This is a genomic window from Sorangiineae bacterium MSr11954, from assembly GCA_037157815.1.
Taxonomy (GTDB): domain Bacteria; phylum Myxococcota_A; class Polyangia; order Polyangiales; family Polyangiaceae; genus Pendulispora; species Pendulispora albinea.
In genome coordinates, this window is the sequence record CP089984.1 from 362,302 (window position 1) to 375,462 (window position 13,161).

The 13,161-nt window shown below is 65.3% G+C and carries 9 protein-coding genes; 5 read left to right on the forward strand and 4 right to left on the reverse strand.

The genetic code is table 11. From position 1 onward, the window contains the following. The first annotated feature begins 8 nt into the window (after positions 1–8). Positions 9–653 (forward strand): PQQ-binding-like beta-propeller repeat protein, encoded by a 645-nt coding sequence (locus tag LZC94_01465; GenBank protein WXB15948.1) that lies wholly within the window; start codon positions 9–11, stop codon positions 651–653. Here LZC94_01465 and LZC94_01470 read toward each other — a convergent pair. After that, positions 645–3,410, reverse strand: a complete 2,766-nt coding sequence (locus tag LZC94_01470) for an ERAP1-like C-terminal domain-containing protein (GenBank protein WXB15949.1) — start codon at positions 3,408–3,410, stop codon at positions 645–647. The genes LZC94_01465 and LZC94_01470 overlap by 9 nt on opposite strands. A gap of 261 nt (positions 3,411–3,671) precedes the next feature. Between LZC94_01470 and LZC94_01475 the strand changes: the two genes are divergently transcribed. Further along, positions 3,672–5,801 carry a beta galactosidase jelly roll domain-containing protein gene (locus LZC94_01475; protein WXB15950.1) on the forward strand — a complete coding sequence of 710 codons (2,130 nt, stop codon included), beginning with the start codon at positions 3,672–3,674 and terminating at the stop codon, positions 5,799–5,801. A gap of 677 nt (positions 5,802–6,478) precedes the next feature. Further along, positions 6,479–7,309, forward strand: coding sequence for a hypothetical protein (locus LZC94_01480; GenBank protein WXB15951.1), 831 nt, complete (start codon positions 6,479–6,481; stop codon positions 7,307–7,309). 3 nt (positions 7,310–7,312) lie between these two features. On the opposite strand, the gene LZC94_01485 is transcribed toward LZC94_01480, so the two are convergent. Beyond that, positions 7,313–9,148 (reverse strand): hypothetical protein, encoded by a 1,836-nt coding sequence (locus tag LZC94_01485; GenBank protein ID WXB15952.1) that lies wholly within the window; start codon positions 9,146–9,148, stop codon positions 7,313–7,315. Between the two features lie 121 nt (positions 9,149–9,269). Between LZC94_01485 and LZC94_01490 the strand changes: the two genes are divergently transcribed. Beyond that, positions 9,270–9,416 carry a hypothetical protein gene (locus LZC94_01490; GenBank protein WXB15953.1) on the forward strand — a complete coding sequence of 49 codons (147 nt, stop codon included), beginning with the start codon at positions 9,270–9,272 and terminating at the stop codon, positions 9,414–9,416. Between the two features lie 110 nt (positions 9,417–9,526). Here LZC94_01490 and LZC94_01495 read toward each other — a convergent pair whose 3' ends face one another. Both LZC94_01495 and LZC94_01500 read right to left on the reverse strand, forming a co-directional pair. Next, entirely contained in the window at positions 9,527–10,255 is a 729-nt protein-coding gene (locus LZC94_01495; GenBank protein WXB15954.1) for a hypothetical protein, read from the reverse strand. Positions 10,256–10,520: 265 nt separating this feature from the next. Further along, positions 10,521–11,963 carry a right-handed parallel beta-helix repeat-containing protein gene (locus LZC94_01500; protein ID WXB15955.1) on the reverse strand — a complete coding sequence of 481 codons (1,443 nt, stop codon included), beginning with the start codon at positions 11,961–11,963 and terminating at the stop codon, positions 10,521–10,523. Between the two features lie 486 nt (positions 11,964–12,449). Here LZC94_01500 and LZC94_01505 point away from each other — a divergent pair, with 486 nt between their 5' ends. After that, positions 12,450–12,998, forward strand: a complete 549-nt coding sequence (locus tag LZC94_01505; GenBank protein WXB15956.1) for a cysteine dioxygenase family protein — start codon at positions 12,450–12,452, stop codon at positions 12,996–12,998. Positions 12,999–13,161 lie beyond the last annotated feature (163 nt).

A 13,161-nucleotide genomic window follows, 5' to 3' on the forward strand; every position in this document is an offset into this window, starting at 1 on the left:
CTTTGCACATGATTGAATCCAACGCTGCCATCGAACGCGAATACGGTCCATTTCCCGAAGCCGAAATGGTGAACGGCGTCACCTTCGACGGGGAGCAGGTCTGGTTCGCCGCCGGCGCCAAGCTCCAAGCCTTCGACCCCAAGAGCGGAGCGCCGACCCGATCCCTCGACGTCCCCTGTGACGCCGGCACCGCCTTCGACGGCCAGCACCTCTTTCAGCTGGCCGACGACCGCATTCAGAAGATCGATCCTCGGACGGGGCACGTGCTCGGCACCATCCCAGCGCCCGGCCAGGGGCGCGACTCCGGTTTGACGTGGGCCGAAGGGATGCTCTGGGTCGGCCAATACCGCGACCGAAAGATCCACTGCATCGATCCCGAGACGGGCAAGATCCTGCGCACCATCGAGTCCAACCGCTTCGTCACCGGCGTAACGTGGCTCGAGGGCGAGCTTTGGCACGCCACCTGGGAAGGCGACGAGAGCGACCTTCGCCGCATCGACGCGCAAACGGGGGAGGTGCAGGAGCGCATCGTGATGCCGCCCGGCTCGATGGTCTCCGGCCTCGAGTCCGACGGGCGCGATCGCTTTTATTGCGGCGGGGGCAAGAGCGGCAAGGTGCGGATGGTGCGGCGCCCCAAGCGTGGATCACGGTGACTTCGAGCGTCGAAGGGCGCGCTCGACGCTGTCCTTTCGCGCCTCGTGCTGGGCGATGCAGAGCGCCTCGCGCTCGAGCAGCTCCCGCAGGCGTTGCGCGCCGCCGTACATCTTCTTCACGCGCTCCGTGAAGAACGCGGTCGCGTCGGCGCGGTGCGATGCCTCGCAGAAATGCTCGTTGGTGACCATCAAGAGGCCCGTCGCCTCGTCGGGGCGCATGCCTCGGATGAGCGCATCGAAGTGCTCTTTGACGAACGCGTAGGCGCGATCGCGCGCCGCGGGCTCGGCCAGCGCGGACTGGAGGATGCCGATGGTCTCCCGTCGATCGAGGCTCGGATCGAGGACCAACGCGAGCGCCCGCTCCACCAAAGGCGGCGACGAAAAGGCGCCGAGCGCGGTCAGGATCTCTTTGCGCTCGCGCCGATCCTGCGCCTCCGCGGCCGCCTTTCGCAGGCGATCCCAGAGCTCCGCCGCGCCCTCGTCCTCGCCGCGCGCCGCGATGGCCAAGGTGACGGGGACCAGATCCGGATCGATGGCTTTGCGGTTGGCGAGCCACTTGACGGCGAGCTCGCGCGCTTCCCGCTGAAGGGCAGGATCGTTCGCGCGCCACCCGACCATGTGGAGGAGCTGCTTGCGGAGCTCGCGCGCGGGCGTGTCCTCGTTTGGCTTGGACCTCCAGCCCAACGCCCGCACCCGCTCGCCGTACAGGGCCCGGACGAGCTTATCGTACTGTGCGGCCAGCTCCTTCGTCAAGAGCTCCCTTCGAACCTTTCGAACGGTCTCGAACGAGCCGCGGTACACGTACGTGCTTCCGTCCTTGAGCACCGTCGGGAGCATGCCCAGCGCATCGCCCAGGGGCACGGCGCCGCTGTCGGTGAGCGCCGCCATGTCCGAGAGGAGCACGATGCGTTCGCCCGCGGTGAGGGACGGCCACGCCTTGGTGAACAGCGTCTTCAGCGCGCCCGCGGAGTACGACGAGCGATAATAGCCCGACGCGTTGGCGTTGGGCATCACCCAATCGGGGCACGCTCCGGCGGGCAGGTCGAGCGTGAGGGTCTCCGAGGCCTCCTTCAGCAGGGCGCACTTCGCCCCGGCGCCCGCGGGCGAACCGTATTTCACGCAAATGGGGATTTGCCACGCGCCGCCCGAAGCATCCGAGCCGATGGGGGTGAATCGCTCTTGCGAAATCGCAAACTTCGGAGGAGCGCCCTTGGCGCACACCGGCTCGGCGCGCACTAGCGGCACCCCCGGCTGATCGATGAACGTCTCGAGCGCGGAGCCCAGCTCGGGCCCCAGCTCCGCGTCGACGGTGGCGATGAAATCTCGGGAACGCGCGCTCTTCCAGGCGTTGTCCTTCATGTAGCGAAGGATCGCCTTTCGGAACTTCTCCTTGCCCACGAAGCTCTCGACCATGCCGATGACCAGCGCGCCCTTCGAATAGATGATCGCGTTGTCGAGCCCACCGGCGATATCGTCTTTGGACTCCACCGGCTGGCGCACCCTCCGCGCGCTGGCCAGCGAATCGGCGTTCATGGCGAACGACCTTCGCTCGATCCGCTGCCGGTCGATCTGCCACGCGGGCTCGAATTGGTCGGTGATCTTCAGATCGAGCCATTGGCCGAAGCCTTCGTTCAGCCAAACATCGTCCCACCACGCCATGGTGACGTAGTCGCCGAACCAGTAGTGTCCGAGCTCGTGGATGGCGATGCCCGCATACGCCATTTTGCGCGCCGGCGTCTCCTCGTCCGGGCGGATCAAGGTGAGCGGCTGCCCCAAGGCGACCAGGCCCGGGTGCTCCATCGTACCCCAGAAGCGCGGCACCACCGCCACGTCGAGCTTTCCGTAGGGGTACGGCATATCGAAATAGTCTTCGAGCAACCCCACGATGCGCGGCGTGGCCTCCACCGCGTAGCGCGTCTCGCCGCCGCGCCCTCGGGGCACCACGAAGCGCAGCGGTGTGCCATGGTGCCCGGCGGGCGGCGCATTCACCAGATCGAAGGGACCGACCACCAGCGCCACCAAGTAGCTGGGCAGCGGCTTGCTCTCCTCGAAGACCACCGTCTTGGTGCCGTCGGGCTCGAGCTTCTCCGTTTCGATTTTGGCGTTGGCCAGCGCGACGTGATCCTTCTTGACGTGCAGCGTGATCTTCCACGGGACTTTGTACGCGGGCTCGTCGAAGCAGGGGAACGCGCGGCGCGCGTCCATCGCCTCGAAGAAGGTGTAGGCGTACCAGTCGTCGGGGGTCGGGCCTTCGCTCACCCGATAGAGACCTTGGCTGCGCTCTTTGTCGAACGTGCCCTGGTACGTCACGAGGAGGCGCGCCGTTCCTTTTTCGAGCGGCCGATCGAAGACGAAGCCCACCAGATCCCGCTCGCGGGCGGGCACGATGCGCGCTTCGAGCGTCTGCCCCGACGCGAGGACGTGCGCCTCTCGGATCGGGAGGTCCACCGCGTGGAGCCACACCACCTTGGTCGCTTTTTGCACGACCAGGTCGATGCCGACCTTGCCCGTGAACGTGTCTCTGGAGGGGTCGAGCGCGAGCTCCAGATCGTAGCGCGCAGGCCGCACCGCGTCCGGAAGCCGAAACGCGGGGACCTCGGGATCGCCCGAAGGTGCGCGGGCGCCCGCCGCCGTCTGCGGGGCCGGAGGCGAACCGCGCGAGCCGCACGAAGCCACGCCGAGCGCAGCGAGCGCGGCGAACGCCGCAAATACGGACGCCGGCCGAACCCGGCGCGCCATCGAGGAAGGGCTGCTCACGACGCTCATCTTCGTGACAATGGCCTATACAACGTCTGCCGCGCGCATCGAAACGAAAGCGCGACGTCGTTTGCGCCCCGGCCGCGTCGGGCCATGGCCCACCGCGCCAATCCGACGCACGACGGCAACGGCTCCGCACCGTGAGGGACCAACGGCCGCGCACCGTGAGACACCAACGGGCGCACGTGCCGACGCCAACGGCGGTGTCCGCGCGCACCGTGACGCGGTAGTCTCCGCGCCTCATTCGAGGAGGTTCGAACGATGACGAGTCATGGCTGGAAGCATATGGTCCTCTCGGGACTCCTGCTCGCGAGCTGCTCGGCGGAGGGGCCCAACGATGTTGCCTCGCCAGGCGCGGTGGGCGCCGGAACATCGCCGCTCACGTACACCCCGCCCGCGGTGCGCCAGCAGGTCGACCTCGGCGCGGGCTGGCGTTTTCTTCGCAGCGACGCGGCCCAGGCGCAGCTGCCCGCGTTCGACGACTCCACGTGGTCCGCGGTGAGCATCCCGCACACGTGGAACGCTCGCGATGGCCAAGATGGCGGCAACGATTACTACCGAGGGATAGGCTGGTACCGGCGTCATTACGTGGCACCGGCCGGGTTCGCTGGAAAGAAGGTATGGATCCAGTTCGACGGCGCGAGCACGGTGGCCGACGTTTGGGTCAATGGCACGTACGTGGGCCAGCACAAAGGTGGATTCGCCCGTTTCCGCTTCGACGTGACATCGCTGCTGAAGCTGGGCGCCGACAATGTGATTGCCGTAAAAGTCGACAACGCGCGAAATGCGAATATCCCACCGCTCACCGCCGACTTTACGTTCTTCGGCGGCATTTACCGCAATGTGAGCCTTCATGTGACGGACGAGCTCTCCATCCGCATGCTCGATTTGGCCGGCCCCGGAGTGTACCTGCGTCAACGCCAGGTAAGCGCCGCCTCCGCCACCGTGGATGTCACGACGAAGACCTGGAACAACAGCGCCCGCACCCGCCGGTTTCGCAGCCGCGTGGTCGTCGCCGACCCAACCGGCGCGGTTGTCGCGGATACCCTCTCCGCCCCCCGGACCCTCGCCAGCAAGACCGGCGATGCGTCGACCCAAACCATCACCCTCGCCAACCCCCACCTCTGGAACGGTGCCGCCGATCCGTACCAATACCGCGCCAGCGTGGAAATCGTGGACGATGATACCGGTGTCATAGCCGATAGCGTCACTGAGCCCCTGGGCTTGCGCTCGTTTCGGCTCGATCCCAACGCGGGCTTCGTGCTCAATGGGAGCCGCCTCCCGCTCCACGGCGTGAACCGGCACCAAGACCGCCTGGACAAGGGCTGGGCGATTGGCCAGGCGGAGCACGCGCGCGATTTCGATTTGATGGCCGAAATGGGGGTGAACGCGCTTCGCACCGCGCATTATCAGCAGGACCAAGCCGTCTACGATCTCGCGGACCGGCACGGGTTCGTGGTGTGGGCGGAGATCCCGCTGGTCGACGCCATCACGGCCAGCGCCGAGTTTCGTGCCAACGCCGAGCAGCAGCTGCGCGAAATGATTCGACAGGACTACAATCACCCCTCGATCGTCTTTTGGGGCATTGGCAACGAGCAGCGGGTCGACGATTCGGGGACGAATTCGCTCTTGGAGTCCCTCGCCCGCGCGGTCGATAGTGAAGATCCCGACCGCCTATCCGTGTATGCGCACAACGGCGGTACCGGCAGCGCTCTGATCACGCACTCCGAAACGGCGGGCTTCAACAAATACTTCGGCTGGTACTCGGGCGCCTCGTCCGATTTCGGTCCTTGGGCCGACAACCTGCACCGCGCTCAGCCGGCCCGCGCCATTTCCATCAGCGAATACGGTGCGGGGGCGAGCACCCGCCAGCACGCGGAGAATCCGCCCAAACCGACGCCCGACTCCGATTGGCACCCGGAGGAATACCAAGCGCTGTACCATGAATCGCACTGGGCGCAGATGGCGGCGCGCCCGTACCTCTGGGGTACGTTCGTCTGGAATATGTTCGACTTCGCCGCCGACCAGCGCAGCGAGGGAGACACGTACGGCCGCAACGACAAGGGGCTGGTCACCTATGACCGGATCACCCGCAAAGATGCCTTCTATTGGTACAAAGCCAATTGGACGGATGTCCCCTTCGTCTACATCACCAGCCGCCGCTGGACCGAGCGCACCAGCCCCACCACCACGATTAAAGCGTACGGCACGGTGGACAGCGCCAGGCTCACGGTGAATGGCACCCCGGTGGGCGGCGCAGTGGTATCGAACCATCACGCCTACACCTGGCCGGACGTTACGTTGGCACCGGGTGCCAACACGGTGACGATCTCGGGGACCCGCGCCGGAGCGACGTACACCGACACGGTGATCTGGAACGTCGTCAGGTAGGTCCATCTCACGAACAGCGCGCGCGGTGGACCGGTCGAATGCGACCAATTGGCCGCGCGTGCCTCGCAAAGTTGGAATGCACGATCGCATCTCTGAAAGACTTGGAAGCGAGCGCAATCGGAATTCCCCGAGGAAAACGGTATCGTGTCTTTGGCACGAGGCTCGCTAATACGTTGGTCGGCATCACGTAGACGGCTCTCCCCCCCCGGGCCTTGCGTGGTGCCTTTTTTCTTTTGTGCGTTCCGCGGCGGCGTGGGGGCCTCGCTGGACGAAAGCGCCCACCGCCCTGGGCGGCGACGACGCAGCGCGCGAGGCATCCGGCGAGAGGTCGGAAAAAGAGCCACGCGCGCGCGGGCGAACGTGGGTCACGCCGATTCGCGCGATGACGACGCGCGCTGCGTCGAAGCCTTTGGTGCGCACGCCGTTGTCGGGTTTGCACGGCCGAGCTCCAATGCCGAGCATCGTTTGGCGCGGATGTCGAATTGCGACTATCGGGATTGCCATCCGAGAGGTCCGATCCGAAGATCCTTGTGGATACAGGCGTGATTATGTGCCGCCTGAACCAATACAATATATGATCCCATTATACAATATAATGAAATTGATAGGTATTGTCCCGCGCGCATGGCTGTCGTTCACTGCGTCGTCCCGACGGACCAGGAAAGGGAGCGATACAAATGAAGAAGCAACTCTCGCAGGAAGACGTTTCGAAAGAACGAGCCGACGAAGAGCTGATTGGTCGGCGCACGACCCTCGCCCTGCTCGGTGGTGCGGGCGCCCTCGTAGCCACGGGTTGCGCGACCGCGGCGGGCGCGGAGGAAGCCGCCGAGCAGAATCCAGAGCAGAGCGCCGAAGCTCTCGAAGAGGAATCGGGACTTCTCGTCCCGGATTGCACGTTGACGCCCGCCATCATGCAGGGGCCGTACTTCGTGGACGAGAGGTTGAATCGATCCGATATTCGCCAGGATCCGGTCACCGGACAGGTGCACGATGGCGCGCGCCTCGCGCTCACGCTCAACACGGGTGCCGTGAGGAATGGCGTCTGCCAAGCCGTTCCCAACGTTCAACTCGACATCTGGCAAGCCGACGCCATCGGCGAGTACTCGGATGTGCTGGATATCGTCAACCAGCCGCCGCTCTTCGATAATCGCGGAAAGAAGTTCCTCCGCGGCTACCAGAAGACCGACGCGAACGGCAGCGTGCAGTTCGTCACCATCTTCCCCGGGTGGTATCCGGGCCGCACGGCCCACATCCACGTGGAGGCCCGCATCTTCGGTTCGACGGGGCGCCCCACCTTCACGTTCATTACGCAGCTTTACTTTACCGATGCGCTCGGGGATCGCGTTTACGCGCGGCAGGACTACAAGAACCCCGCGCGCGACACGCGCTACCGCCGGGTGCGCAACTCGGGCGACAGCGCGTATAGCTCGCGCACCTTGCTCACGCTCGTCGCCGATAGCCAGGGCAACTACACGTCGACCTACAACATCGGTCTTCGGATACCCTGAGGTTCAGAGCAACCCGAGCTCGCGCGCAAGAGCCTCGGGAACGAAGAAGTGGTTCGTGCTGATGGACGGGTTGTAACCGCCCTTCGGCGTGGATGGATACACGGTGCGGGTTCGCGTGCAGTAAGCGTCGGCTCGCACGTAACCTGCGCGGCGGGCGCATTCGCTCCAGGCGGCTCGGAGCGGGCGGCCCAGCCGCGCGGGACGGGGGTTCGGCTCGGCGGGCCGCAGCCCCTGGCCGCTCTTCTCGTGAACGTACTTGAAGCCCGCGTGGTACGTGTTCCACGCGGTGGCGCGCAGATCGTCGATGCTGAGCGCGTTCTCCTCGGTGAAGAGAAGGAGGATGCCGGCGCGCTCGTAGCCGCGGAAGACCTCGACCATGCCGAGGTCGGTCTGCCCGCGCACCTCGTGGAAGCCATTGCCCACGAGCATGGCGGCGCCGCGCGGGTCGATGCCCTTTTCGCGCAGGACCGCCAAGAGGACCTCGGGTTTGCCGATGTCCGCGTTGCGCACGAAGAGCATGCGCGCCGGAAGCGCGCCCCGTGCCTGCTCCGCCACGGCCGCGTCGATGGCCGCGTCTTCCAGATCGGCGCCCACGTACGTGAGCGCATCGCCGGAGCGCGCAAAGCGCTGGCGCGTGGCCTCGCCACGGCCGATCGCGTGCTCGATGAAGACGCGGTAGGAGAACCCGTTGTCGCGCGCGAAGCGATCGAGCGCGTCGTTGGCTTGCTCGAACGTCGCGCGGTTCGCGTCTTGGCTCGCGCCGACGTTCTCGCCCCGCTGTACCCAAACCTCGCCGCGGCCGTGGAGAAGAATCTCGCACCCGCGCTCCATGTACGGGTGATACGCCTCGATGATGCCGAAGGGGCCAGGGCCGCGCGCGAACCCACGCGCGCCGGTGACGGTGACCCGGTAGCGGTCGCCCTCGCGCACGAGCCACCCGGCGGCCGTCAGCACGGAGAACGCGGCGCCGGCGCACGACGTTCGTCGCGGATCCCACGCGGAGGGATCGATCGCGGCGCCGGCCGTGAGCTCGGCGGCGCGGTGGCTCGCGCGAAGGCCGAGCACGATGGGCAGGAGCCGCCGTCCGAGATCCATCTCCTCGTAGGTGGGGATCCAGTGGTTCTGCGCCGGATCCCGTCGCTCCGGGATCGCCGCGCCCACCTCGCGCAGCACGGCCACCTCGAGCGGCTCGAGCGCCTCGCCGGCGAACGCGCGGCGCCAGAGCGGGGCTGGGCTGGGCGGCATCTGGGCCGTCCTCTTCGCGGTGCGCGTGAAGACGGCGCGCACGCGCGGGTGCCCTGCGATGCGAAAGCCGTCCTCGTAAGGCTCGACGAACCCGCGCGAGAGGAGAAAGTGCAAGTCCGTGTCGAGCTCCTCTGGGACCAGCGCGTGTGCGCGTCCGTCCCACGTCACCTTGCACGCTTCGGGGTAAAGGGCTTCGCCGGCGACGAGCCGTTCGAGCAGGCCGAGCTCCGAGAAGAACCCGAGCACGTGATAAAGGAGCCAGAGATCCGGTGGTGCGGTGATGGTTGCGGTGAGAACGACCTGGCGTACGACGGACGCGCTTGCGTCGACGTGCCGCCGCTCCTCCTCCGAAACCGCCGCGCCCTGAACCGCGTCGACGAGGCGCGCGGTGGCCGCGAGCACCTGCTCCCCGAACCCGAGCAAGTGCGGCACCCCGTCCCGAAGACGCTCCCACGCGCGCGGCGCGAGGTAGGCGTGCCCCTTGCTGCTCATCGCCGTCGGCTCCGCCAGCACCGCGGCGAGCGCTGTGTCGAGGGGATCCCCGGCGGCCTCTTCGAGCACCTCGCGAGCGGACGTCCTCGTGTCGTTGGGCATTCCTCATTCTACCGATGACCGGACCCGGGCGCGGTTTCTCCTCGTGTCGATCGTGTGAACCGCGTACGGATCCAGCTCTGCGCTCACGCGCACCCTGCGGTCATCCGCACGGACATCCACGGTGCAGCCAACCATCGAGCCGAACCCGTCGAAGCGCCCTTGGCGCGAGCTGGTGCTCCGTCATGGCGATCGGCCGCTGCACGTCCGGGCTGGGACGCAGGCATCTGCATCGAGCCGCATGTTCGATTGGCGCGACGAATACCTTTGATCCGGCGTTCGCCCGCGCCGGGTGAACCGCCGGGAGGCTACGGGCTTTGGGCGATCCGAAGTCCGTAGCCCCTGCCCGGGAGACCCTCCGCCTCCCGGGCGAACGTCCGATCAGAAATAGCCGAGGAGGCCGGCGTTGATTCCAAAATAGAACTGGGTGCTGTCGACCGAGCTGCTGTCCGTTCGGCCGTTCGCCTTCCGCTCGTTCTTGGCGGTGCCCGTGAGCGGGATATCGATGTTCGGGCCGATGGTGATGCCGAAGTGCTGCGCGGGCGAGATCACGAACATGGGCTCGATATCGAGCGCGAACTGGTTGGCCGACGTCGTCTCCTCCGCGTCGTTTTGGCCCTTTATCGTCGTCGACCTGCGGATGTACGAGAGACCGCCGCGCGGCCAGAATGCGATGTTGTGGGTCAGGTTGAGGACGTAGCCCACGCGCGGCGCGAAGCCGAAGAAGTTGGTCTTGGCGCCGTCGGTGCTGGTGCTGGTTCCGTTCCTCTTCTGCGTCACGTCGCTGCCGACGTCGAAGCCCACGAAGACCGAGCCGCCGACGGTGAGGCTGTCGATGACCGCATAATCGAGCGCGAGCCGCGGCACGTCGAAGACCGTGCGGTGGGTGAGGTTGGACGTCACGAACGAGATGTTCGAGCTCGAGGTCGAGTCCGAGTTGTTGTCGTCTCCCGTCTTGAAGCTTTGATAAGAGAACAACGGCATCAGCCGATCGGCGCTCAGAATGAACTGTCCTTTCTCCCCCAGATCCAACTTGCCTTGCGCGCTTGCGGGGCTTGCGGCGAGAAGAGCTGCACCGAGAACACCGACAGTCAAAATCATTCGACGCATGAAAAGGCTCCTAGTGAGAATACTTCGCTGCGGCTGCATTCTGACGATTCCGAAGATGCCCACGTACCACGGCCGCGTCGTACACAGTCAAGAGAACAGTCGGTCGTAGCGCACGGCGGAGCTGTGCGACAAATGCGCCATCTGCGTAAGTGAGTACACACCTACCGAGCTTCATACGGCAAAATAAGCTGAAGAATCGCGAATTTCCGTCGGTTGCGCGCGCGTCACGCAAGCCGCGGTGACGCGCGCGCAGGAGCCCAATGAACTACATTGGTTCGTGGGCGCCGATGCTGGGAGGCGATGGGCGCGCGGCGCCAAAGTAGTCGGTCGTGAGATCCGAGCGGGCCGCGCCCGCGCGCCGGAGCGGGGAGGCGGGCGCGATCTTCAATCCTTCGGGGGTGGCCGCGGCAGGATTGACGAACCTCGGATCGCCGGTCAGCGCGTTCGACCCTTGGGCGTTGCCCCTCGGCCACGCGTTGTGGTGGATGGACCAGGCGGCCATGTCGACCAAATGGAAGTTGCCATCGAGGACGTTGTCCACGAACTCGTTGCCGCGCGCGCCGCCCTCGTCGGCCCGGTCGACGTAGAAGTCCGTATTGTAGAACGTATTGCCGATGAAACGAAGGTTGTAATACGTCTTGCGGCCGTCGCGGATGAACGCGATGAAATCACAGTTGCGTGTGACGTTGTTTCGCCAGGTGATGTCGTGCGGCGGGTCGCGGAGGGTGGTGTAGCCGTAGGGCTCGGAGGAGAAGGCGAGGGCACGGCCCTTCCCGTCGTGAATCCAATTGCGCTCGATGACGCCGTTGGCCGCGTTGTCCGCGTAAATGCCGACGGCGGTCTTCGGGGAAATGTCGTTATCGGCGATGGTGAATCCTTCGCACTGAAACGCCGAGATGTTCTCGCCCCAGTTGTCGCGGATCTTGTTCCGCCTCGCGGTGAACCTGCGCACGCGCCGTTTCTCGGTCCAGTTCCAGCCGGTGCCGATCCCGCTGCCCCATACGCCCTCCAGGCGCGTGTTGTCGTAGTTCGAGAGCTCGGTGTCGTAGACGTCGTTGTCTTCGAAGAGCGTATCGTCGGCCGACGTGCTCAAGGGTTGCATGTAGATATTGTGGACCTTCGTGCGGCGCACCACCCCCCGCGCGCCGGTGTCGTCGAAGCCGAGCCCATTCCAAGGGCTGTTGACGATCTCGATCCCGTCCCACACGATGTCGTGGCCGTAAATGCGAATCAAATTGTCTTCACGCCAGGTGCCCGCGGGCTTCGATTGACCGCCGTCGACGTAGCCGCGATTGGCCGGGTCGGGCTTCAACGTGACCGGGCGCCCCTCGGAGCCGGAAGCATGAATGACGATTCGCTGATTGAAGTAACGTCCCGAGAGGTACACCGTTCCGCCGGGGCCGGCCGCTCGGATCGCCGCGTCCCATGTGCCCTTCGGCAGCGAGGGCGAGTGGCCGTCGTTTTGGTCGCTGCCACCCTGCGCGAGGTAAACGACGGACTCCGCAGCCCGAGCGTCCTTGGCGATGCTCGAATCGTCCGCGCTCGTATCCGTGGCAGGGGCCGGGGAGGAACCACATCCAAGTAGCGCGGTGAGCGCGAGCAGTGAGACGCGCGCGCGCTGCGAAACCTGGCCGACCTGGCAAACCTGGATGGGTGTGGGGGGATGAACTGGGAGGTGCCGCCGAGGGCTCTCGAGTCGATGTGTCATGGGTGCGGGCTGCTCATCAAGCGCGATGCCAAGCGGGCTCTGGTCGTTTCCGCGCGAAAACGCCGAGGCCTTGCCGTGTGCGGTGTACCAATCGAGCCGGGCGCCCGGTACACCTCCGCGGGCCTGGTACTCGGTTTGGTACACCCTCGAAATGAAACGAGAAAAGCGCGAAAGGAAAGATCCCGCGTCCCTGCAAGACCTGCGTGCGCGCGCGGCGGGCCGAATTCGTCATAGTGACGTGTTTCATTATATCGAAATTATGTTTCGTTACCGCGGAATCATATCCATTATTCTGAAATGAACTTCGTTACTCTGGAATGGCCGGCAAAAGGTGTCGTGGAGACGACGATACTGCGATGCGTCGTGCGCTCGAACGCTTTCGTTGCGTACGCGTAACAAATGAAATTTGATGATTCGACATAAGGTGCATCGCAATAATGGATTTTAAATCGGGACCGTGTCAGAAGGAGAAACAACGGAGGCCACGTGATTTCCGATTTCACATCGCCCGCCCAACGACTCATCGGAGCGCTTCGCGGCGTCGTCGATTCCGTGCCGTCCCTCGGCGCCGCGGAAAAAGCGCGCCGGGTCGCCCAGGTGCTCGAGCCGTTCTTGGCGCAGCCGGATCTGCTCAGCGCAAAGCAGCTGGAGGCGGATTCGCAGCAGTACCGCCAACACGTGCTTTACGTGGACCCGAACGGCGCGTTCTCGGTGGTTGCCTTGGTCTGGCTCCCCGGGCAGCAAACGCCCATTCATGACCATGTCTCATGGTGCGTCGTCGGCACCTTTCGCGGCCAAGAGGAAGAGATCCGCTACGAGCTCGTCAAAAATGGCGACGGCGAATCTTACCTCGTCCCGGTCGGCGGTGCGCTGAGCCGCACCGGCACCACGGCCTACCTCACTCCGCCCGGCGACATCCATGCTGTGCGCAACTCCACCGACGGCAAGGTCGTTTCCATCCACGTCTATGGCGCCGACGTGACCGCGCTCGGCTCCAGCATCCGCCGCCGCTACGATTTGCCGGTGCACGCGTAGATGACGCCCGACGTAGGTCGGGCTTTATGGACCGTAAGCGCGACGGGGTCGGGCTTTACTTAGGACGGGATTCGTGGGGATTTGCCGGTGCACGCGTAGATGACGCCCGACGTAGGTCGGACTTTATGGACCGTAAGCGCGACGGCGTCGGGCTTTACTTAGG